The organism is Noviherbaspirillum sp. UKPF54 (assembly GCF_007874125.1).
In the GTDB taxonomy this organism is placed as follows: domain Bacteria; phylum Pseudomonadota; class Gammaproteobacteria; order Burkholderiales; family Burkholderiaceae_D; genus Noviherbaspirillum.
In genome coordinates this window covers 249,277-271,278 of sequence record NZ_CP040128.1, presented here as the reverse complement: position 1 = coordinate 271,278, position 22,002 = coordinate 249,277, and the positions used below count along the sequence as shown (strand labels likewise).

The 22,002-nt window shown below is 63.0% G+C and carries 16 protein-coding genes; 5 read left to right on the top strand and 11 right to left on the bottom strand.

The features are described from left to right. Positions 1–147: 147 nt before the first annotated feature. Positions 148–618, bottom strand: a complete 471-nt coding sequence (locus tag FAY22_RS01180) for a MarR family winged helix-turn-helix transcriptional regulator (protein WP_146328539.1) — start codon at positions 616–618, stop codon at positions 148–150. Positions 619–717: 99 nt separating this feature from the next. Between FAY22_RS01180 and FAY22_RS01175 the strand changes: the two genes are divergently transcribed. Both FAY22_RS01175 and FAY22_RS01170 read left to right on the top strand, forming a co-directional pair. Further along, the gene (locus FAY22_RS01175; RefSeq protein WP_146328538.1) at positions 718–1,869 is read left to right on the top strand and encodes an efflux RND transporter periplasmic adaptor subunit; all 1,152 of its coding nucleotides are present in this window, start codon (positions 718–720) and stop codon (positions 1,867–1,869) included. After that, positions 1,866–4,985 (top strand): efflux RND transporter permease subunit, encoded by a 3,120-nt coding sequence (locus FAY22_RS01170; RefSeq protein ID WP_146328537.1) that lies wholly within the window; start codon positions 1,866–1,868, stop codon positions 4,983–4,985. Before FAY22_RS01175 ends, FAY22_RS01170 begins: the two co-directional genes overlap by 4 nt. Positions 4,986–5,120: 135 nt before the next feature. Here FAY22_RS01170 and FAY22_RS01165 read toward each other — a convergent pair whose 3' ends face one another. The 10 genes from FAY22_RS01165 to FAY22_RS01120 all read right to left on the bottom strand — a co-directional run bounded on the left by FAY22_RS01165 (position 5,121) and on the right by FAY22_RS01120 (position 17,701). Beyond that, entirely contained in the window at positions 5,121–5,777 is a 657-nt protein-coding gene (locus FAY22_RS01165; RefSeq protein WP_146328536.1) for a hypothetical protein, read from the bottom strand. Between the two features lie 33 nt (positions 5,778–5,810). Continuing rightward, complete coding sequence (locus FAY22_RS01160) at positions 5,811–7,631, bottom strand: alpha/beta hydrolase (RefSeq protein WP_146328535.1); 1,821 nt, start codon at positions 7,629–7,631, stop codon at positions 5,811–5,813. After that, entirely contained in the window at positions 7,628–10,663 is a 3,036-nt protein-coding gene (locus tag FAY22_RS01155; protein WP_210411869.1) for a type VI secretion system Vgr family protein, read from the bottom strand. Before FAY22_RS01155 ends, FAY22_RS01160 begins: the two co-directional genes overlap by 4 nt. 136 nt (positions 10,664–10,799) lie before the next feature. Beyond that, the gene (locus FAY22_RS01150) at positions 10,800–11,594 is read right to left on the bottom strand and encodes an IclR family transcriptional regulator (protein WP_146328534.1); all 795 of its coding nucleotides are present in this window, start codon (positions 11,592–11,594) and stop codon (positions 10,800–10,802) included. A gap of 52 nt (positions 11,595–11,646) precedes the next feature. Next, positions 11,647–12,354: an ABC transporter ATP-binding protein gene (locus FAY22_RS01145; RefSeq protein ID WP_146328533.1), complete on the bottom strand. Its 708-nt coding sequence runs from the start codon at positions 12,352–12,354 to the stop codon at positions 11,647–11,649. Next, positions 12,347–13,060 carry an ABC transporter ATP-binding protein gene (locus FAY22_RS01140; protein ID WP_146328532.1) on the bottom strand — a complete coding sequence of 238 codons (714 nt, stop codon included), beginning with the start codon at positions 13,058–13,060 and terminating at the stop codon, positions 12,347–12,349. The genes FAY22_RS01145 and FAY22_RS01140 overlap by 8 nt, the downstream gene beginning before the upstream one ends. Beyond that, positions 13,053–13,997, bottom strand: a complete 945-nt coding sequence (locus tag FAY22_RS01135) for a branched-chain amino acid ABC transporter permease (RefSeq protein WP_146328531.1) — start codon at positions 13,995–13,997, stop codon at positions 13,053–13,055. Before FAY22_RS01135 ends, FAY22_RS01140 begins: the two co-directional genes overlap by 8 nt. A gap of 4 nt (positions 13,998–14,001) precedes the next feature. Next, positions 14,002–14,874: a branched-chain amino acid ABC transporter permease gene (locus FAY22_RS01130; RefSeq protein ID WP_146328530.1), complete on the bottom strand. Its 873-nt coding sequence runs from the start codon at positions 14,872–14,874 to the stop codon at positions 14,002–14,004. A gap of 70 nt (positions 14,875–14,944) precedes the next feature. Further along, positions 14,945–16,117 (bottom strand): ABC transporter substrate-binding protein, encoded by a 1,173-nt coding sequence (locus FAY22_RS01125; RefSeq protein ID WP_146328529.1) that lies wholly within the window; start codon positions 16,115–16,117, stop codon positions 14,945–14,947. A gap of 30 nt (positions 16,118–16,147) precedes the next feature. Then, positions 16,148–17,701 carry a class I adenylate-forming enzyme family protein gene (locus FAY22_RS01120; protein ID WP_246860612.1) on the bottom strand — a complete coding sequence of 518 codons (1,554 nt, stop codon included), beginning with the start codon at positions 17,699–17,701 and terminating at the stop codon, positions 16,148–16,150. A 309-nt stretch (positions 17,702–18,010) separates the two neighbouring features. Here FAY22_RS01120 and FAY22_RS01115 point away from each other — a divergent pair, with 309 nt between their 5' ends. Genes FAY22_RS01115 through FAY22_RS01105 form a run of 3 tightly spaced genes read left to right on the top strand, consistent with a single transcriptional unit; the run spans position 18,011 to position 21,960 of the window. Continuing rightward, positions 18,011–19,552, top strand: a complete 1,542-nt coding sequence (locus FAY22_RS01115; RefSeq protein ID WP_146328528.1) for a 3-hydroxyacyl-CoA dehydrogenase — start codon at positions 18,011–18,013, stop codon at positions 19,550–19,552. Positions 19,553–19,555: 3 nt separating this feature from the next. Beyond that, complete coding sequence (locus FAY22_RS01110; protein WP_146328527.1) at positions 19,556–20,758, top strand: 3-oxoadipyl-CoA thiolase; 1,203 nt, start codon at positions 19,556–19,558, stop codon at positions 20,756–20,758. A gap of 23 nt (positions 20,759–20,781) precedes the next feature. Further along, positions 20,782–21,960: an acyl-CoA dehydrogenase gene (locus FAY22_RS01105; RefSeq protein WP_146328526.1), complete on the top strand. Its 1,179-nt coding sequence runs from the start codon at positions 20,782–20,784 to the stop codon at positions 21,958–21,960. The last annotated feature ends 42 nt before the right edge of the window (positions 21,961–22,002 follow it).

Here is a 22,002-nt window from a genome sequence, read left to right as displayed (position 1 = left end):
ATCAAGTTTCAAATTCGAAACCACGGCACAGCCCAACTGGCCCGCCCGGAGGAACGGGTCCCGAAACGATTATTCACTTCAAATTTGACACAGCGCTGACAAGCTAAATTCCCCGAATCGGAAAAAGCTTCATGGGCGAGGAGCGGATCACACGTCGTCTAGCAGGCGCTGCAACGCCTGGAGCACGGCCAATCCCGCCGCGGCCTGTTTTCCGGTAAGCCGGCCGATCGTTTCGGCTCGCAACTGCGCCACCTCGGCATCGATGTGCCGCATGGTTCTTTTCGTCTTCGGCGCCAGGTGCACAACCTTGCAGCGCGCATCGCCGGGCAACGCGCGGCGCTGCACCCAGCCGCCGTCTTCCAGTTGCTTGACCAGACGCGTCACGGTGGGCGCCTCGATGCCGAGCATGCGGGCCAGGTCCGTCTGGGTGAGGCCGTCGCGCGTGCGAGAGATGTAGAGCAGCGTGCGCCACTTCGATTGCGACAGGCCGAGCGGCTTGAGGCGCTGGTCCAGCTTGTGGCGCCAGCTGCGTCCGATCTCGCCGATGGCGAGGCCGAACTGCTCCTGCACGGTGGGCGGTTCGTGAAAATCCAAAGTGTCGACAATGGGCTGGCTCATGAGTGATATTGTATGCGAGTGGTAGAATTGCTTGCACTAGCTAACTATTTCGGAAGCGATGCTCGCCATCTTATCCGATCGTCATCCCGCCTATCTTGTATGAAAAGACGGAACGCCGCCTTATTGATCGTCATCGCCGCCGCCGGCAGCACCGGATGGTATCTAACCAGGACCGCCCCGAAGCAGGAAACCGGCCAGCAAAAGCAGACGCCGGCAATCGCCGTTAGCGTCGCCGAAGCTGCGCAGACGGATGTGCCGGTGCGGCTGGAAGCAAACGGCTATGTCAGCTCGCTCAACAATGTCGAGGTGCGGCCGCAGGTGTCCAATCTCGTCGCGCGCGTGCATATCAAGGAAGGCCAGTTCGTCAAGGCGGGCGACGTGCTGTTTTCGCTGGATGACCGCGCCGACCGCGTGAACCTGCAAAAGGCGCAGGCGCAGCTGGCGAAGGACCAGGCCGGCCTGGCCGATCTCGAACGCCAGCTGGCGCGCAGCCGGGAATTGCTCGGCAAGGGCTTCATTTCGCAAGGCGCGACCGATACCGTGCAGGCACAGGCAGAGGCTGCACGCGCCACGCTGCGCGCCGACGAGGCGGCGGTCGAGGCCGCGCGCGTGGCACTCGGCTATGACACTATCCGGGCGGCGTCCTCCGGGCGCGTCGGCGTCATTTCCGTTTTTGCCGGCACCCTGGTGCAGCCGAGCGCGACGGCCGCGCCGATGGTCACGATTTCCCAGATCGATCCGGTCGCCGTCACGTTCACGCTTCCGGAGAGAGAACTGGGCGCCCTGCTGGCGGCGCAACGTGCGGGCGGTGCAAAGGTAGTCGCGACACTGCCCGGCGCGGCCGGCGCGCTGGAAGGCAAGCTCAGCTTCGTCGACAATGCCGTCGATTCGCAAAACGGCACCATCAAGGCGAAGGCGATTTTCCCGAACGAGCAACACCTGCTGTGGCCCGGCCAGTACGTGCCCGTCACGACCGTCGTGCGCGAACTGAAGAATGCCGTCGTCATCCCGCAGGCCGCCATCATCACCGGCGTCGATACCCGTTCGGTGTACGTGGTCGGCACCGACCAGACCGCGCAGCTGCGCCGCGTCGAATTGCTGTATTCGTTCGGCACCAAGGCCGCCGTCAGGGGCGTGGCAGCTGGCGACAGCGTGGTAGTGGACGGCAAGCAGAACCTGCGTCCCGGCAGCAAAGTGCGTGTGGCCGATGCGCGCCAGGACAGCCGCGTCGCGCAAAAGAACCAGCAATGAATATTTCCGAGCTTTGTATCCGGCGGCCGGTGATGACCGTGCTGCTGTGCGCTTCGGTGGTGGTCGCCGGCATCCTGGCCTACCTGAAGATTCCGGTGGCGGCGCTGCCCAGCTATAACACGCCGGTCATCAGCGTGACCGCCACCCTGCCTGGCGCCAGCCCCGAAACGATGGCGGCATCGGTGGCGCTGCCGCTGGAAAAGCAGTTCGCCACCATCGCCGGGCTGAACGTCATCAGTTCCACCAGCACCTTGGGCAATACCTCGCTGACGCTGGAGTTCGACCCGGTGCGCGACATCGATGCCGCTGCCGTGGATGTGCAGGCGGCCCTGCTGCGCGCGCAGCGCTCGCTGCCGGCGGAGATGACGCAGCTGCCGTCCTACCGCAAGGTCAATCCGGCCGATGCGGCGGTGCTGCTGCTGGCGCTGACGTCGCCGTCGCTCGACCTGTCCGAGCTGAACGACTACGCGGAAAACCTGATCTCGCCCAGCCTGTCCACGCTAAATGGTGTGGCGCAGGTCAACATCTACGGCCAGAAACGCTACGCAGTACGGGTGAAGGCCAACCCGGCGCTGCTGGCGTCGCGCAACCTGTCGCTCGACGACCTGGTGGTCGGCATCCGCGCCGCCAACGCGAACACGCCGGTCGGCACGCTCGACGGCGCGCAGCAGACGCTGACGATCCAGGCCAATCCGCAGATGAAGAACGCGGCCGAATTCGCCGACCTGATCGTCGCCAGCCGCAACAACGTTCCGGTCAAGCTGCGCGAGGTGGCGCAGGTCGAGGACAGCTACGAATCGGTCAAGACCGCCAGCCGCTTCAACGGCGAACGCTCCATCGTGCTGGCCATCCAGCGCCAGCCCAACGCCAACACCGTGGCAGTGGTCGATTCGGTGCGCGCGATGCTGCCGCGCTTTAAGACGCAGCTGCCGGATTCGCTCCAGATCAACCTGCTCAACGACCGCTCGGTATCGATCCGCGAGGCGATGCACGACGTAAACATCACGCTCGGCATCACGGTGGCGCTGGTGGTGCTGGTGATCTTCCTGTTCCTGCGGCGGCTGGTGGCGACGCTGATCCCGACGCTGTCGCTGCCGGTGTCGCTGGTCGGCGCGGTGGCCCTGCTGTACGGACTCGGCTACAGCCTCGACAACGTGTCTCTGCTGGGCATCACGCTGGCGGTCGGCCTGGTGGTGGACGATGCGATCGTGGTGCTGGAAAACATCGTGCGCCATGTCGAGAATGGCGAACCACCCTTCAAGGCGGCGCTGGTCGGCTCGAAAGAAATGGGATTCACCATCGTATCGATCTCGGTGTCGCTGATCGCCGTGTTCATCCCTATCTTTTTCATGCCAGGGGTGATCGGCCTGCTGTTCCACGAGTTCGCGGTGGTGGTGTCGCTGGCGATCCTGGTGTCGGCCATCGTGTCGCTGACGCTGGTGCCGATGCTGTGCAGCCGCTACCTGACCTCCGACCACGGCCACAAGCACAACGTCGTCAGTCGCGGCTTCGAGCGGCTGTTCGATGCGATGCTCAAGCGCTACACGCGCACGCTCGACTGGGGCCTGCGGCACCGCTTCGCCATCCTGATGGTGGCGCTGGCCACCTTCGTCGTGACGGCTTACCTGTTCGTGACCATTCCCAAGGGCTTCTTCCCCGAAGAAGACATCGGCCAGATCAGCGTCACCACCGAAGCGTCGGAAGACATTTCGTTCGCCGCCATGTCGGACAAGCAGGCGCAGGTGGCCGACATCGTCGCCGCCGACCCGAATGTCGGCAGCGTGGCTTCGACCCTCGGCGGCGGCCTCAACACATCCAACACCGGCCGCATGTTCATCAACCTCAAGCCGCGCGACGAACGCGAGAAGATGCCGCAGGTGCTGGAAGGCCTGCGCAAGAAAGTGCGCGCAGTACCGGGCATCGCCGTGTATTTCCGTCCCGTGCAGAACCTGCAGCTGGGAGGGCGCGTCTCCAAGAGCCGCTATCAATACGTCCTGCAGAGCGTCCAGGCGGCGGAATTGAACGACTGGAGCGCCAAGCTGCTGGACCGGCTGCGCGGCGACGAGGCGTTTCGCGACGTGACCAGCGACTCGCAGCTGAAAGGCCTGCAAGCGTCGCTCAAAATCGACCGCGACAAGGCCAACCTGATGGGCGTGCAGATGCAGGACTTGCGCAGCGCGCTGTACAGCGCGTTCGGCGAGCGCCAGGTATCGACCATCTACACCAGCAGCAACGACTACCAGGTGATCCTGCAGGTGGACGATCCGTACAAGCGCGACGAGTCGGCCTTCGAACGCATCTTCGTGCGCGCCAAGGCCGGCAACCTGGTGCCGCTGATCAGCTTCGCCAGCGTCGAGCGCACCGTCGGCCCAACCGCGATCAACCACCAGGGACAGCTGCAGGCGATCACGATCTCGTTCAACCTGGCGCCGGATGTGCCGCTGGGTGTTGCCTCCAGCAAGATCGAAAGCTACAAGAACGAAATCCGCATGCCCGCCAGCGTGATCACCTCCTACGGCGGCGACGCCGCCGTTTTCAAGGAATCGCAGACCAGCCAGACGGTGCTGCTGGTGGTGGCGCTGCTGGTGATCTATGTGCTGCTGGGCGTGCTGTACGAAAGCTTCATCCACCCGCTGACCATCCTCTCCGGCTTGCCGTCGGCCGCGGTCGGCGCCCTGCTGACGCTGCGCCTGTTCGGGATGGACCTGACGCTGATCGCCACCATCGGCATCCTGATGCTGATCGGGATAGTGAAAAAGAACGCGATCATGATGATCGACTTTGCACTCGTCGCCCAGCGTGAAGAAGGCAAGCCGCCGCAGGAAGCAATCCGGCAGGCGTGCATTTTGCGCTTCAGGCCGATCATGATGACTACCTTCGCCGCGCTGATGGGCGCATTGCCGATCGCGCTAGGTTGGGGCGCCGGCGCCGAACTGCGTCAGCCGCTGGGCTTGGCGGTGGTCGGCGGACTGCTGTTTTCGCAGGTGATCACGCTGTACATCACACCAGTGATTTACCTGTACCTTGATCGGTTCAGCGGAAACGGGCCGCTGACGGGTGGGATAGAGGAATTGGACAAGGTTGATGCGGAAATCAGGCAGAACGTCGTCGCGTAATAGGGCTTGCGGTCTGGAATCCTCTTTCGGATCACGATAAATATGGGGGATTATCCGCCCTGCCATGAGCGTGAATAGAAAAAGATGCGTGTCGACCGCAAGCGCTAAGAGGGGCCACTCTGGTTAATTCTTGATTTATTTGGGGCGAATGCTGTCGTCGCAGACGTACTGATCTTGCCCTGAGGGAGTAGTAACCTGTGGCACCCCTTTAATTCCCCCGACAAGATCACGTCCCAATGATGCTGTCGGCCGATTCCCCCTTTCTAATGTCCATACATCTGCACGGCTTCCCTTTGCCAAATACAATTGGTTGCCTTTAAGGGTAACGAAAATTCTTCTGGTTTCCTGATAGGGAACGTCCGGATGCATGTTATCCCCGCTAGGCAGAGTCCACGGGTGAAAGCGATCAAATGTCCGCCCTCCATCCAGCGAATAATTGATCGCTAATGAACATCCTCTATCACCGCAAAATTGGGCCGCCGGACCGGGCGCATCGGGAAATGCCAGGATATTAGGATCCCCATTCAGATTCATTCGCCCCAAAAACGTAGGCGATCCATATTGAATACGTGTTCTGATCCCATTGAGCGTATCGTTGAAATAAAGAATGCCGTCACCGTCACATTTGGAGTAATTTTCAAACGTTAAGTAGCGAGTCTTATCAAGTGAGAATATTACCTGCGGGGCGACGTCGTAAGCCGGCGGCTGGTATCTGGCCGCCGGCATCGCTCCGGCACTGGTAGCGATCATGGTTGCTGGAATCTGGCAACCTGCCAGCAGCAAGCCTGCCACTACGCTTCCCCACTTCCCATAAGAATTCATGCTTTACATGCTCCCGCGTCTATTATCTATTTCATCCTGAACGGTTTCCCGTTCGATCTCGTCCGGCATCGGAGGCACTGTCAACAGCCCCTTGGTGTAATACGGATCATTGCCCGTCAACCAATCAGCCTCCCTGCGTAGTTCACTCCAAAAAACACCATCAAAGGTGCTTTCACAAAATCCTATTGGCAAATCATATGCCACCACGCGCTCCATGAAGGCTCGATGTTGCGGCAGGCTACTGTGGTCGGTCGGCTCGGGAATGTACCTCGAGATGCGCTGTTCCATTTCTTCTTGAGTTTCCAAGTGCCTGATCTTGTTTTGGCCTGGTGTGTCTGCATACGGATTGTCATCGTCCCGCCATTTTTCACGCTGGTAGATGGCTTTGAAATATCGGAAATCATGATCGTCACTGAAGAATTTCCCCGCATGCGCTGCTTTATCCATGTCCTGGATTCTCGCCTCGTCAAACGTGCCCAGTTCTTCAGGGCGTAAAGGCTCGGGTACCGCTTCGGCATTTATCAGCACGGTGCGCTTGGGATCGGGTGTCGCCCAAAGATCGGCGACACCCATCAACTTGCGGTTGCCGTCCCAGAAGGACTTGGTTTTACCGGTTGTCGGCTCGATGGTCTGCATATCCGGCAAAGTACCAAACGGTTTAGCCCCTGGAGCATCACCACAGGGTAAATTGCGAGCAAGCATACGCTGCTTCAGAACATTGCCATACGCTTGCACAATATCGTTGGAGGTCCCCTGCCAGCCGATACTTTGCAACGCCGTGCTGCCCATCACGCGATCATGCGGATTGAAATAGACATATAGCCGTCCATGGTTGTCGCGTTCCGAAACGTTGCCTTCTGCGGTCGGGATGCTGATGTTAGGTGCCCAGCGCTGCTTGTCCGATGTTGCACCCACACGCAGGTTTTCGAGATCGGCGGGGGTAAGCAGCTGCTTGTCTTTTTCGATGCGCTTAATCAGGTTGACAAGAGTTTTGACGCGCGCCCGGTTGGTAGGTCGGTAGTTGCCCGATGTCATTGTATCGGTAGCTTTGTCCTGCAGCGCATAGGGTGAGTTCATCAGAATGACTGCATCGGGTGCGCGTGTCTTGCACAGGAGGCTAGCGGCCATCGCGATCATCGTTCCCTGGCTGTGGCTCATGACCGTTACCGTGTCACGTGGATATTTATTGCGAATCTTGTCGATCAGGTTGGCCAGCCGATTAGCAGCATGCGCGTAGTATTCCCGTGGCGGTGCATCCTGTAGCTGGCGATCCCATTCGGTGTTCAAGGCCTGCACATTGACCGGCAGCGGCCCGGCCCAAGCGCGGCGCTTGAAGCCCCATTTCTGCCATAACTGCGGCAAGTTATTGGTGCCGTTCTGGAAAGGGCCGCCACCCCAGTATTGCGGGGATTTCCATTGTCCCTCATCTTCCTTGATCCAAACCGATTTTTCCTGCTTATCCCGCAACGGGATCAGATAATCTTTTTCATGCCCATCCGGTGCTCGATAACCCCAATAGAAGCGAATGACAGGGGAATTACCTAATTCGTCAAGTCTATGCTTGTCTTTATCGTCGTACTTATTCGCCTGTAGGTCGGTTCGCCCTAAGCGCGCATTCAGTCCGGAGATTAAGCTCTCTTCAACGTTATCAAACCACTCCCCCTCGGAGTTCACTCCATGCACAAAGATGATAATCCCCGGCAAATGCGGCGGCACCTGGGCTTTCGCGCGCAACGTATTGCTTTCAGGGGAATACATCGATTCCCAGTAGTATTCGCCTTTTCTATCGGTTTTACGTTCGACGTTGCGGGCAGGTTCGGTCATGGTTGTCCCTTGTTCTTCGGGAGGAGCTGCAGCTTGAGGCTGCCGTAGGCAGCACTGGTGGCAAGAGAGGTTTCGCCCTTGTCATTCGTGATCCCCTCGATGGCCTGCTTGTCGGGGAGCGTGATGCGGTACGGTTGATTCTTCAGCGGCTCACCGGTCAGCTCATCCGCGATCACGAATTTTTCGTCAAATTTGCTCGTCGACCAGGCTGGCATATCGCGGCAGATATTGGCCGGCCCGCCAAAGCTCTTGCTCGCCGCCCTGATCGAAATCGTCCCCGGACAGGCGAAGGTGATATTGCCTCCCTCGATCGTCATGCTCGCGCCGCCTTCGGTGCACAGCGTGATGCTCTTGGCCGCGGCAAAATCGACATGACCACTCGTACTGGCGAGCTTGACCGTCTCCTTTGCCGCCAGCGTTATCCCGTCGTCTTGCGCCTGCAGTTCGACATCGCCCTGCCCTGCATACAGCTGGATGCCGGTATTGCCGTCGCCTGCGCCCGCCGCCCCGGCCAGCAGACCGAGCGCCTGCCCGGTGTGCAGCGTCAGCGTATCACCGGCCGCGATCTGCGTATCCCGCCCGCTGGCGAAATGCGCCACTTCGCCAGCGGCGACATGCAAGCCGTCGGCAGCTGCCACGCCGATGCCGGCTTGTGCGGTAACGACCACCAGCGGCTGGTGCATGTGCGGAATCTGCGGCCCCGGGCCGTGCATGCTGCCGTCCTGCGCATCAACCTGACCAGAGAGCGCTTTTAGCATCGCATCAATCGGAGCCAGTCCATCGCCGACCCGGCTTAGCCTATTTTCACCGCTCAATGCGCCGCCCTTGACCAGGACGAACTGCACCGTCTGATGTACTGCCGCCGACTGGTTGAAGGTGTTGGCAAAATCCCTGGCCTGCTTCAGCAGGGCGATGCCGGGCGCGTTGTCGCCGGCGGATTCGGGCTGGGCCCCGGTTACACCGCCGTTGCCGGTGCTGATCAAGATCCCCTTTCCTGCGCGGACTGCGCCATAGGCATCGGTTCGCAATTCCCATCCGCTGCCGCGAAAGCTGCCGCGGTAGTTGTCGCTCTGGTGGATCAGGTGGCCGAGGTTCAGTTGGGTGGCGGCAGTGTCGGTCGCCAGGCTGGTGCGCAGGCGCGCGGCGGTGTCGTCGAAGATCAGCTGGTTGGACTGGCGCGTGTAGCCGTCCGCCCCTAATGCCACCGACTTGAAGCCGGACAGGTATCCGGCATGCCGGTGCTGGCCGGCGGCGCCATGCCAGGCCGGCGACGCGCCGCTTCCTATCTTGTTGTCCTGCCCGGCCGTTACGTGGTCGACCACCTGTGCGAAGGCGTCGTCTGCGTCCTGCCCCTGCCCGTTGTACAGCACGCCGGTGACGATCGGCCGGTCGATGTCGTTCTCGAAGAACTTGACCAGTACTTCCTGCCCGATGCGCGGGATGAATTGCGCGCCGTAGCCGGGGCCGGCGAACATTTGCGCCACGCGCACCCAGCAGCTTGCGTCGCCGTTATGCTGCCAGTGAAAGCGGATGCGGATGCGTCCCAGACGGTCGCTGTGGACCGTGCCCGCATCGGCGGTGGAGCCGTCCGGGCCGACCACGATGGCGGTCTGGCTGCCCCAGGCAGTGGGTTTGGGATTGAGCAGCGCACCGGTGCCGTCGTATAGCGCCGGGCGCCACGGCACGTCGGCGCGGATGGCGGCAAAGCGATTGGCATATCCGGTGATTTCGGCCGCTTCCCGCAGGCGGGACCAGGCAACGGGATCGAAATGATCGTCGCAGTCGGCACCGCCGTGCGGGTGGGGAGATGACGCATCGCCCATCGGCGCGCCTGCCTCGCCGCATGCGGCCGGACCGACCGCCCCGAGGCGGGCGGATACCTCCTTCAACGCGACCGGCAGGTTGTTGACGCCAGCATGCAGCACGTCCAGCAGCGCGAACCGCTTGCCCTGCGCATTGTCCGGGGCGGCGAGCGCAAGACCGAGCGGCGCCGCCAGGTCGAACGCTCTGCCGGCGCGGAACGTGCGCACGCCGCCGTCGCCGAACCAGGTCTTGGCGCCGGCATCGGCGGCCTCGCGCAGGATGCGCGCATAGTGCTCGGCCTCGTCGGCGCTTGCGAAGGCATACACGCCGGCCCAGTCGCAGGATTCGACGCGCGGCGCTTGCCCGCCGCCGAAGGGCTGCGCGCTCGGCAGCGATGCCGCGATCACGTGCTTGGCACGGTAGTCCCAGGTGCTGACGGTCGTGATTGCGCTCGGCAGCCGACGCGTGCTGCCGAGCGCCTGGATGCTGTCACGCCGTTCGGCGGCGCCATTACGCTGGAGGTGGAGTGCGCCTTCCTTGCCTGAAGAATAGTCGTCGGCGAAGGCGGACGAGTCGGCAAACAGCACGAGCCGCTGCCGGGAAAGACTGTTGCCGGAATCCGGGTCTTCCTCGAAATAGAAGCCGATCCCCTCCTCGGCCAGCAGTCTCGCCACGAACGCGTAATCGCTCTCACGGTACTGGCAACAGTAGCTGCGCGGGCGCACGCGCGCCAGGAAGCGCTCGACCTCGGGCGCGATGCGCCAGTTTGCCCTTTCGCCGTCGGCGGCGAAGACTTCTTCCACGATGCCGAGGACGCTCTTGTCCTGGAGGGCGCGGCTGTTGCGCCGCTGCGTTGCCAGCCACAGCCATGGCACGACCGTCAGGCAATAGCGCGCAAACCCGCCGTCGGCGCCGAGCTGCTCGACCTGCGACACCCAGCCGCTGCGCACGGCTTGCGTGCCGTCGGCGAGCCGCGTGCGCAGGAAGACCTGCTGCGCGACGAGCGACTTGAGTTCGAGGTGGACGTCGGCGGCAAGGCAGAAGACGCGCCATTCGTACAGCGCGGACAATCGCTCCCGCCCGAACCAGCATTCGACCAGCAGCCGGTCCGGGCCAAGCGGGGTTTCTATTTCGTAGAGCCGGGTGTCCGAACTGAAGCCGTCAAGCCGGGCGGGGATGGAATCTGCAAATGTCGAACGAGGAAGGTCATGCGCCTGGGTGATAGTCACGATTTGCCTTGATGATTGCCGTGCAAAAGCATGGCAATTATGGCAATTTATTGCAATTTTGACAAATATGCGCGTGACGGGAATGCTCGCTTGCGAACGGGTGGATCGCCGCGACCGAACGGCGCGGCTTACGGGCTTATGCCCGGCGCAGCCGGTCCCGCAACTCCAGCAGGCGCGGCCTGACTTCGTTGAGCAGGAAATCCTGCGACAGGTTGAATGCCGGCCCGCCGCAGTTAATGCTGAGGATCGATGCGCCGCTGGTCGGCCTGAACGCCACCGCGATCGCGTTCACATCCGGCTGCCAGTCGCCGAACGAGGTGCAGCAACCCAGCGTCTGGTATTCCTCGACCGAGCGCATCACGCCGGCGCGGATATCCGGAAACTTCCAGTGGTCGAGTTCGCGCACCCGCTCCAGGATGTCTTCGCGCTCGGTGGCGGAAGCCTCGGCCAGATAGGCGCGGCCCATCGCCGTCAACGCGATCGGGATGCGCGCGCCGACGTCCAGGCGCAGGGTCAGCGCCGCCTGGCTGCGGCAGTTCTCGACATAGATCATGCTGAGCCGGTCGCGCATGCCAAGCGACACCGTCGCATGCGAGAAATCCGCCAGCTCCTGCATGTAAGGACGCGCGATCTGCCGGATGTCGAGCTTGGACAGCATGGCGCTGCCGAGCGCGAGCGTGGCGGTGCCGAGGCGGTACTTGCCGACCTCGTCGTCATATTGCAGATAGCCTAGCTTGGTCAGCGTATAGGTCAGGCGCGAGACGGTGGATTTCGGCAGCTTGGCGCGATCGGCCAGTTCCTGGTTGCCCAGCAGCTTGTCGCCCGAGCGAAAGCAGGCCAACACCTCGAGGCCGCGTGCGAGCGCCGTCACGAAATGCCGGTCTTCCTTCGCATTCGATTTCTGCGCCCCCTGTACTTGCTCGACGCTCATTTCTTTCGCCATTTCATTCTGTATGTGCCTGTGCGCCGCATTATCCGACAAACTACGCCTCCAGCGCAAAATACAAGTCGTGCAGTTTCGCGACATCAATCTCGGATGCCGGCTTGTCGAGCACCACGCGCCCGCTGCGCATCATGTAGACGCGGTCGGCCACGCTGAGCGCCATATGCGTGTTCTGCTCGACCAGCACGATGGTCACGCCCTGCTGCTTGAGCTTGCCGAGGATGTGGAAGATTTCATGCACGATGACCGGCGCCAGGCCGAGCGAGGGTTCGTCGATCAGCAGCAGGCGCGGCTCCGCCATCAGGCCGCGCGCCATCGCCACCATCTGCGCTTCGCCGCCCGACAGCGAACCGGCCAGCTGCTTGCGCCGCTCCTTGAGCTTCGGGAACAGTTCGTAGGCGCGCTCGATATTGCGCGCCGCCGCGGCCCGCCTGCTTTTCGGGAACGCGCCCATCGTGAGGTTTTCCTCGACGCTCATGTCACGAAACACCATGCGGCCTTCGGGCACCAGCACCACGCCCTGCTCCGACATGTCCCAGGTGCGCTGCTGCGCCAGCGAGGCGCCGCGCAGCGTAATGTCCCCCTGCGAGGACGGCACCAGGCCCATGATCGCCTTCAAGAGCGTCGACTTGCCGGCGCCGTTGGGGCCGACGATCGTGGTCAGCTCGCCTTCGGCGAAATCCAGGCTGACATCCCACAGTACATTGATCGCGCCATAGCCGGCGCGCAGGTTGCTGATCTCAAGCATGGCCCGCTCCTGTATAACTCTTGATGACTTCCGGGTCGCGGAAGACGGCATCCGGCGTGCCGTCGGCGATGACCTTGCCGAAATTCAGCACGACCACGCGGTGGCATAGCGTGGACACGGTTTCGATGTCGTGTTCGATGATGAGGATGCCGATCTTGAACTTTGCGTGCAGCTCTTCCAGCTTGGCGGTGAAGTAGCGCTTGCCATTGGTTTCCAGGCCGGCCAGCACTTCGTCGAGCAGCAGGAGCTTGGGCTCCGTGGCAAGCGCCTTCGCCACCTCCAGCCGCTTGAGCTGCTGCAGCGCGAGACCGGTCGCGGCATCGCTGTCCGCCTGGTCATGCAAATCCATGAACTTCAAGATCTCGTCGATACGCGCATGATCGACGCGGCCGTTGCCGAAGCGCTGCGCGACCACCAGGTTTTCGCGCACCGTCAGCTCGTGCATCGGCTGCGGAATCTGGAACGTGCGGCCGATGCCGACCCGCGCCCGGGTGTACAGGGGCTTTCTGCCCAGTTCGATCCCATCGAAGGCCACCGAGCCATGGGTCGGCTTCACCAGGCCGGAGATCGCGTTGAACAGCGTGGTCTTGCCCGCGCCGTTCGGCCCGACCAGGCCGACGACCTGGTCCGTCCCCATCGAAAAGCTGATGTCCTTCAGTGCGGTCAGGCCGCCGAACTGGATCGTGATGCCGTCGAGTTTAAGCATGCTGCCCTCCTGCATTGCGCTTCCTGAATAGCGAGAGCAAGCCGTCCGGCGCCAGCAGGATCATCGCCGCCAGCACGACGCCGAGCACGATCTGGTGGCCGGATGACAGCACCGCCTTGAATACCAGCTGATCCACCAGGTAGATCGCCACCGCGCCGATCATCGGGCCGAGCACGCTGCGGTAGCCGCCGAAGATCGCCGCCACGATGGGCAGCACGCTCCAGGCCGGGCTGAACGCGTAATCGGGCTCGAGGAAGTTGATGATGTGCGCATTGAAGGCGCCGATGGTGCCGGCCATGAAGGCCGACAGCAGCAGCATCCACGACTTGAGCAGCACGCTGTTGACGCCGACCACGCGCGTGGCGTCCTCGCTCTCATGCATGGCGCGCAGCGCGATGCCGTAATCGCTCCTGCGCACGCGGGCATAGACCAGGCAGAACGCCAGCACGATGGTCAGCGCCAACAGGTACGGCCCCAGCCCAACGAGAAAATCGACCGTCGCCACCGACGGCAGCCCCGGGATCGAGGACAAGCCGCCGGAGCCGCCAGTCAGGTCGGTCAGTTCGGTGGCGAGGATGCGGAAGATGTGCGCATACGCCAGGATCGCCAGCGCAAAATACGGCCCCGACAGGCGCAGCGCCGGCAGCATGGCCAGCGATGCCAGCGTAGCAAACAGGCCGCCTGCCGGAATCGCCAGCAGCACCGGCATGCCCGCCTTCATCGTCAAGAGCGCCGATGCGTAAGCGCCGATGCCGAAGAACGCCGCATGGCCGAAACTGACCATGCCGCCCAGGTTGCCGAGCAAGGCCCAGGCCACCGCGATGCCGGCGACGATCAGGGACGAGACAGTCATGCTGAGGATGTAGCTGTTTCCTTTCAGCAGAGCCGGCACGACGAGATACAGAATGGCGAGCGCCACCCAGATGAATTTTTTCATGGCATTAACCCCGGCGCTTCTTGGCGCCAAACAGGCCGTTCGGCAGGATGAACAGCACGATCAAAAACAGCAGCATGCCGGCCAGTTCTTGCAACGCGGAGCTGGCCAGCGTGACCGTCAGCGCCTCGGTAATTCCAAGTAAAAATGCTGCCAGCACCACGCCCGGCACCGAACCGACGCCGGCCAGCACGGTGATGATGAATGCCTTCACCGTCAGCGAATGGCCGAGCGGCGGCGAGATCACGCCGGACGAGAAGATCGCGATGCCGGCTACGGATGCCAGCACGCCGGCCACCAGGAACGACACCAGCTCCACCTTGGACGGGTTGATGCCCATGAGCTTGGCCGCGTCGCGATTGGACGACACGGCGCGTACGGCACGGCCATACCAGCTGCGAGACAGCCACCAGCCGAGCACGCCGGCCACGGCCAGGCTCGCGACGAAGAACAGCAGTTCGCTGAACATGGAAAACAGGTTGCCGAACTGGACAGCATCCTGCATGCCGGCGTTCGCCGTCGAATGAATGTCGCTTTTCCAGATCAGGAGCACGCCGTTGGTGATGATGGTGCCGAGTGCAAAGGTCAGCATCAGCGAATTGAGCTCGCGGTTGCGCTTGATGCGGGAAACGAGAAAATACACGACCGCCGAGCAGCAGCAGACGACGGCCAGCGCGATCGGCAGCGCCAGCATCGGGTTGACGCCGAAGCGGCTTTCCACGGTATAGCCGATGTAGGCGGCCAGCAACACCAGCTCGCCGTGCGCCAAGTTGATGATGCGCATGGTGCCGAAGGCAAGCGTCAAGCCGAGCGCGATCAGCGCATAGACGCCGCCGACCAGCATGCCCGAGTAAAGGGATTGCAGAATGAGTTCTGACATGGTGACTGAATGAAGCCGAAGCTGTGAGAATAGTCCCTCCCCCGTTCACGGGAGAGGGGCGCATGCCGACTTACCAGGGCAGCCCCGGATACTTGATCGGCGCGGTCGCCTGATACGACGGCGACACGATCGCGATCTTGCCGTTCTGGTGCTGGCCCATGCGCTGCTGGAAGTTCGGGTTGTCGCCGTTGGCATCGAACGTCACCTTGCCGATCAGCGTGTCGCGGTTGGTCTTGCGCAGTTCCTCCGACAGACCGCCCTTCTTCAGCGAACCGTTGTCGGCCGCGCGCGCGAGCGCCTCGAACAGCAGCGTGGCCTTCACATAGCCGAACTGGGCGAGGTAGTCGACGTCCTTGTTGAACATCTTCTTGTAGGTCTCGGCGAACTGCTTGCCTTCCGGCGTCTTGTACTCGACCGGGAACGGCAGCATCGCGGTGCCGATCACGTTCGGCATCAGGTCCGGGAAATCGGCGGCCATCTTCGCTGTGGCGAGCGACCAGACGCCGACGATCGACTTGATTTCCGGCTTCAATACCTTGGCAGCGCGGATGATGCCGACGTAATCATTCTCGTAGCCGCTCATGAAGAGCACGTCCGGCTTGTCCTGCAGCTTGATCTTGTTGATGATCGGCTTGAAGTCGGTGATGGCCGGGTCGAACGGATGCAGCGTGACCTTGATGTTCTTGGCGGCGAGCGCCTTCTGGATATCCTTTGCCAGGTCGCTGGTGGCTTCCTTGGTGGAGTACACGACGGATACCGAGTGCGCCTTCACTTCCGACATCAGCTGGCTCACGGCCAGCTCGTAGCCGCGCGTGTTGTTGATGCGGAAGAAGGTCTTGTAGCCGCGCCTGGAAAGTTCATCGTTCACGCCGCCGGCAGTGATATAAGTCAGGCCGAGGCGGTTGGATGCGTCCGATGCCGGGCCGATGATGTTGGAGCCGTAGCCGCCGATGACCGACGTCACGCCCTCCGAGGCCAGCTTTTCCACAGCCGCGACCGCCTTGGCCGGCGCCGATTCGTCGTCGATGGTGACCATCTTGATCTTGTGCTTGCCGTTGGTGCGGTTGAAGATGTCCACCGCGGCCTGGATGCCTTCGTTGAAGCCCTGCCCGGAGCGAGCCAGAGTGCCAGTCAGCGGCATGTGGGCGCCGACCTTGAACTCTTCTGCGGCGGCGGACGCGCCCATCAGCGCCGCGCCCAGCAATGCACCAAATTTTGCAACGGTAGTGAGTTGGAATGTCATTTGTCTTCCTCTTGTCTTGAGACGAACGCCTCAGGGTTGGATTTTTCCAGCGGCTTGGCGCTGTGCAGCTTGTAGTTGCAGCTCCCTCTTCAGCACCTTGCCGGTCGCTGCAGACGGCAAGTGGTCGAGAACGACGATCTCCGAAGGTATCTTGTAGGGGGAAAGGTTGGCCCGCAGCCACGCCTGCAGCGCGAGCAGATCGATCGACGCTTCCTGCGACGGCTCGATGAAAGCGACCACTTCTTCGTTGCCTTCCACCTCGCGGCCGACGACTGCGGATTGTACGACACCGGGGAAGGCGTTCAGCACCTGCTCGACCTCGACCGGATAGACGTTGAAGCCGGAGCGGATGATCAGTTCCTTGCTGCGACCGACGATGGATACCGCGCCGTCCGGGTCGATGCGCGCCAGGTCGCCGGTGCACAGCCAGCCGTCCGGCGTGATCGTTTCCGCCGTCAGTTCCGGTGCGCGGTAATACCCCTTCATGACGTTCGGGCCACGCACCCACAGTTCGCCAGTGCCGTCCGTGCCGGCTTCGGCGCCGTTCAACCTGATATCGACGCCGGGAATCACCTGCCCGACCGAACAGTCGGCGCGCGGTGCGTCCATCCGCGTCTGGCAGATCGAGGGCGACGCTTCGGTCATGCCGTAGCCGTTGTGCAGCGTGAGCCCGAAGGTCTTTTCGAACGCCTGTTTGAGCGGCATGGTGAGCGGAGCGCCGCCCGATTGCGCCACGCGCAGCGCAGGCGCGCGCAGCGGCGTGCCGGTGCTTTCGCTCCATTCGAGCATCTTGGCATACATGGCCGGCGCGCCGTGCATCACGCTGACGCCGTCGTACGCCAGCGCATGGGCAAGCGCGTCGGGCTGGTAGCGCGCCACCAGGTGCAAGGTGGCGCCGCCCAGCAGCGCCGCCGCGAGCAGCGACGACAAGCCGTAGACGTGCGACAGCGGCAGCACGCCATAGATCACATCATCCGGCGTAATGCGGCGCATGCGGCAGCTGTTGGCTGCGACAAACAGCAGGTTGGCGTGGGTGAGCATCACCGCCTTGGGCGCGCCGGTGGTGCCGGACGTGTAGACCATCGCGGCGACCTGTTTGGCGCCATCGGCTTCAACCGGCTCCGGCACCGCCTGTTCGTTCAAGGGGCCCAGCATCAATTCACCGATGCCGGGCCATTCCACCGCCTCGGCGCCGCGCTGGCGGCCATGCGTGCCTGCCTGCGGCGAGACGGCGCTGAAATACAGGGCGCGGCGCGCGCCGGAATGGGACAGGAAATTATCGATCTCGCGCTCGGACAGGCGCGCGTTGACGGTGGCCGACCAGGCGTCGAGGCGGCTGACGGCAAGAATGCATACACCCAGCGCCACCGAATTCTCGGCCACCAGCAGCACGCGGTCGCCGGCGCGCACGCCGGCGTCGCGCAATCGCTGCGCCACTGCGTCGACCACCCCACCCAATTCGCCGTAGGTCAGGTTGCGCTGCGGATCGGCCAGCGCGACCTTGTCGCCATGCGCCGTGATCCAAGCCTGAAAGGCGTCGTGAATGCGGCTCATCGAGGCAGCCGGATGCGCTGCTTGCGTCATGTCCCCTCCTGTTTATGTCTTTGTGCCGGCTTGAAATGCATGGCTTTGCATGCGGCCAGGGTCACGATACTGGCATATCCAAAAAGAAAAGGCAACGTTTTCTGCGGAATTGCGTACTGCAATGCAGAACTACAAATGAAAAATGTTGGCTGCCAGAAATTAGCCTCACCTGCCTAATTTTTCGATTTTTATTCCTTTAGACTAGGGAAATGCTTTTCTTGACAGATCAAGCCTGAAGAAATACAGTTCCATTTTTAAATGCTATATTCTGCACCGCAGAACTCCCAATCAAACTCAAGGAGACGCCTGATGCAGCACCGAAATCGCCCCGAACCGTCGTCAAATGACGTTATCGTCGGACTTGTTGGCTGCGGCGTCATGGGACGCGGCATTGCGCAGATCGCGGCGCTGGCAGGCGCGCAAGTACGCCTGAGCGACAGCCGGCAAGGCGCGGCCGAAGCCGCCCGCGCCGATTTGCTGGCGACCTTCGGCAAGCTGGTCGACAAGGGCAAGCTCGATTCCGGCACTGCCGCTGCCGCCGGCGAACGCCTGCACGCCTGCGGCGGACTGCAGGATATGTCGGGTTGCCATGTGGTAGTGGAAGCGATTGTCGAAGACCTCGATGCCAAGAAATCGCTGTTCAAGACCCTTGAGGGCATCGTCGACGCCGGCGCCATCCTCGCCACCAATACCTCGTCGCTGTCCGTCACCGCGATCGCCGCCGGCCTTGCGCATCCCGAGCGCGTGGCCGGCTTTCACTTTTTCAATCCGGTGCCGCTGATGAAAATCGTCGAGGCGATCGGCGGCTTCCTGACCGATCCGGCCGTCGTCGATTACCTGCTCGCGCTCGGCCACCACTGGGGCCACACGGCGGTGCGCGCCAAGGACACGCCCGGCTTCATCGTCAACCATGCCGGGCGCGGCTACGGCACGGAAGGCTTGCGCCTCCTGGCCGAAGGCGTGGCGTCGGTGCCGGTGCTGGACAACATCCTGCGCGACACTGCCGGCTTCCGGCTCGGCCCGTGCGAGCTGCTCGACCTGACCGGGCTGGACGTGTCGCATCCGGTGATGGAATCGATTTACCACCAGTATTACGAAGAGCCGCGCTTTCGGCCGCAGGTGCAGACGCGCCAGATGCTGGTTGCCGGCGCCCTCGGCAAGAAGGTCGGGCATGGCTTTTACCGCTACGGCGCCGACGGCAGGAAGGAAGCGATTTCCGAGCCCGCGCAGGCGGCCAGCCAGCCGGCCAGCGTCTGGCTCAGCCAGGAGCGGCCGGAACTGGCGGAACGCCTCGGCAGCCTGATCGCGGCGGCCGGCGTGCCGATGGAGTCCGGCGCGCGCCCGAGCGACGCCGCGCTGTGCATCGTCACGCCGCTGGGCGAAGACGCTACGACCTGCTGCGTGCGCGAACAACTCGACGCGCGCCGCACCGTCGCCGTCGAAACCCTGCTCGACACCTCGCGCCGCCGCGTCGTGATGACCACGCCGGCCACGACGGAAGAATTCCTGGCGCAAGCCTGCGGGCTGTTCGGCGCGACAGGCGTTCCTGTCAGCATGATCCGCGACAGCGCCGGCCTGGTGACGCAGCGCGTGGTGGCGCACATCGTGAACATCGCCTGCGAAATCGCGCAGCAAGGCATCGCCGATCCGCTCGACATCGACCGCGCCGTGACGCTCGGGCTCGGCTATCCGCTGGGGCCGCTCGCCTGGGGCGACCAGCTCGGTGCCAGGACCGTCTTCACCATCCTGAAAAATCTCGAACAGCAAACCGGCGATTCCCGCTACCGCCCCAGCCCCTGGCTGCAGCGCCGCGCCCTGCTCGGCCTGTCCCTACATCACAAGGAGATCTGATCCATGCTCGACGCCTATATCTATGATGGTCTGCGTTCGCCGTTCGGCCGTCACGCCGGCGCACTCGCCCCGGTACGCCCCGACGATCTGGTCGCGGAAGTCATGCGCGCAGTGGTTGCCCGCAACCCGTGGCGGCCCGATCAGATCGAGGACGTGATCCTGGGCGACACCAACCAGGCCGGCGAGGATTCTCGCAACGTCGCGCGCAACGCGCTGCTGGCAGCCGGCCTGCCGGTGACGGTGCCGGGCCAGACCGTCAACCGCCTGTGCGCCAGCGGCCTGGCTGCCGTGATGGATGCGGCGCGCGCGATCACCTGCGGCGAAGGCGAGCTGTATCTGGCCGGCGGCGTCGAGAGCATGAGCCGCGCGCCGTTCGTAGTGGCGAAATCCGAATCCGCCTTCGGGCGCGACTTCAAGGTGTTCGATTCCACCATCGGCGCCCGCTTCCCGAACCCGAAGGTCACCGAACAGTACGGGGCCGACACGATGCCGGAAACCGGCGACAACGTCGCGCGCGAATTCGGCATCACGCGCAGCGATGCCGATACGTTCGCGCTGGCATCGCAGATGAAGTACGACGCCGCGCTGCAGGCGGGCTTTTTTGACGGCGAAATCCATCCGATCTCGGTTCCGACCGGCCGCAAGACGCCGCCGGTGTCGGTCGACAAGGACGAGCATCCGCGCCCCGAGACCACCACCGCCAGCCTCGCGAAACTCAAGCCGCTGTTCGAAGGCGGCGTGGTCACCGCCGGCAACGCATCCGGCATCAACGATGGCGCTGCAGCGCTCTTGGTCGGCTCCCGCGCCATTGGCGAAAAAGCCGGCAAGGCGCCGATGGTGCGCATCCTGTCGGCGGCCGTGGACGGCGTGGAGCCGCGCGTCATGGGCATCGGCCCGGTCTACGCGATCCGCAAGGCGCTCGCGCGCGCCGGCCTCACGCTGGCCGACATGGACATCATCGAGATCAACGAGGCGTTCGCCAGCCAGGTGCTCGGCTGCCTCAAGCTGCTCGATATTTCCTTCACCGACTCCCGCGTCAACCCGAACGGCGGCGCCATCGCCCTCGGCCATCCGCTCGGCGCCTCGGGTGCACGCCTGGCACTGACCGCCAGCCGCGAACTGATCCGCCGCAACGGCCGCTATGCGGTGGTCAGCCTGTGCATCGGCGTCGGCCAGGGCTTGGCCGTGGTCATCGAACGAATCTAACTCAAGGCAAACCGGAGACAGGAATGAAAAACAAGGTGCAATTCCACTGGGACGACCCGCTGCTGCTGGACCAGCAGCTGACGAACGACGAGCGCATGGTGCGCGACGCGGCCAACGCCTACTGCCAGGACAAGCTGGCCCCGCGCGTGCTGGAAGCCTTCCGCCACGAAAAAACCGATCCCGCCATCTTCCGCGAAATGGGCGAACTGGGCTTGCTCGGCCCCACCATCCCGGAACAGTATGGCGGCCCCGGCCTGAACTATGTCAGCTACGGCTTGATCGCGCGCGAAGTCGAGCGCGTCGATTCCGGCTACCGCTCGATGATGAGCGTGCAGTCGTCGCTGGTGATGGTGCCGATCTTTGAATTCGGCAATGAAGCGACAAAACAGAAATACCTGCCCAGGCTGGCAACTGGCGAATGGATCGGCTGCTTCGGCCTGACCGAGCCGAACCATGGTTCCGACCCGGGCAGCATGATCACGCGCGCGAAGAAAGTGCCGGGCGGCTTTTCGCTTACCGGCAGCAAGATGTGGATTTCCAATTCGCCGATCGCCGACGTGTTCGTGGTGTGGGCGAAAGACGACGAGGGACAGATCCGCGGCTTCGTGCTGGAAAAGGGATGGAAGGGCTTGTCGGCCCCGGCGATCCACGGCAAGGTCGGCTTGCGCGCCTCGATCACCGGCGAGATCGTGATGGACGAGGTGTTTTGCCCGGAAGAGAACGCCTTCCCCGAGGTGCGCGGCTTGAAGGGGCCGTTCACCTGCCTGAATTCGGCACGTTACGGCATTGCCTGGGGCGCGCTGGGCGCGGCCGAGGATTGCTGGCATCGTGCCCGCCAGTACGTGCTGGATCGCAAACAGTTCGGCAAGCCGCTGGCGGCGAATCAACTGATCCAGAAGAAGCTGGCCGACATGCAGACTGAAATCACGCTCGGCCTGCAAGGCTGCCTGCGCCTGGGCCGCATGAAGGACGAGGGCACCGCCGCGCCCGCCATTACCTCGATCATGAAGCGAAATTCCTGCGGCAAGGCCTTGGACGTGGCGCGCCTGGCGCGTGACATGCTGGGCGGGAACGGCATTTCCGACGAGTTCGGCGTGGCGCGCCATCTGGTGAACCTGGAAGTGGTCAACACCTATGAAGGCACGCACGACATTCACGCGTTGATTCTGGGCCGCGAGCAGACGGGGATCGCGGCGTTCTGAATCCACTGGACAAGACAGGAAACAGTCGCGCAGAAGGCATTC

What these genes read in the sequence shown, in the direction of transcription:
- FAY22_RS01180 (WP_146328539.1), bottom strand. Translation starts at nt 618, where the DNA reads ATGAGCCAGCCCATTGTCGACACTTTGGATTTTCACGAACCGCCCACC.
- FAY22_RS01175 (WP_146328538.1), top strand. Translation starts at nt 718, where the DNA reads ATGAAAAGACGGAACGCCGCCTTATTGATCGTCATCGCCGCCGCCGGC.
- FAY22_RS01170 (WP_146328537.1), top strand. Translation starts at nt 1,866, where the DNA reads ATGAATATTTCCGAGCTTTGTATCCGGCGGCCGGTGATGACCGTGCTG.
- FAY22_RS01160 (WP_146328535.1), bottom strand. Translation starts at nt 7,631, where the DNA reads ATGACCGAACCTGCCCGCAACGTCGAACGTAAAACCGATAGAAAAGGC.
- FAY22_RS01150 (WP_146328534.1), bottom strand. Translation starts at nt 11,594, where the DNA reads ATGAGCGTCGAGCAAGTACAGGGGGCGCAGAAATCGAATGCGAAGGAA.
- FAY22_RS01145 (WP_146328533.1), bottom strand. Translation starts at nt 12,354, where the DNA reads ATGCTTGAGATCAGCAACCTGCGCGCCGGCTATGGCGCGATCAATGTA.
- FAY22_RS01140 (WP_146328532.1), bottom strand. Translation starts at nt 13,060, where the DNA reads ATGCTTAAACTCGACGGCATCACGATCCAGTTCGGCGGCCTGACCGCA.
- FAY22_RS01135 (WP_146328531.1), bottom strand. Translation starts at nt 13,997, where the DNA reads ATGAAAAAATTCATCTGGGTGGCGCTCGCCATTCTGTATCTCGTCGTG.
- FAY22_RS01130 (WP_146328530.1), bottom strand. Translation starts at nt 14,874, where the DNA reads ATGTCAGAACTCATTCTGCAATCCCTTTACTCGGGCATGCTGGTCGGC.
- FAY22_RS01125 (WP_146328529.1), bottom strand. Translation starts at nt 16,117, where the DNA reads ATGACATTCCAACTCACTACCGTTGCAAAATTTGGTGCATTGCTGGGC.
- FAY22_RS01120 (WP_246860612.1), bottom strand. Translation starts at nt 17,701, where the DNA reads ATGACGCAAGCAGCGCATCCGGCTGCCTCGATGAGCCGCATTCACGAC.
- FAY22_RS01115 (WP_146328528.1), top strand. Translation starts at nt 18,011, where the DNA reads ATGCAGCACCGAAATCGCCCCGAACCGTCGTCAAATGACGTTATCGTC.
- FAY22_RS01110 (WP_146328527.1), top strand. Translation starts at nt 19,556, where the DNA reads ATGCTCGACGCCTATATCTATGATGGTCTGCGTTCGCCGTTCGGCCGT.
- FAY22_RS01105 (WP_146328526.1), top strand. Translation starts at nt 20,782, where the DNA reads ATGAAAAACAAGGTGCAATTCCACTGGGACGACCCGCTGCTGCTGGAC.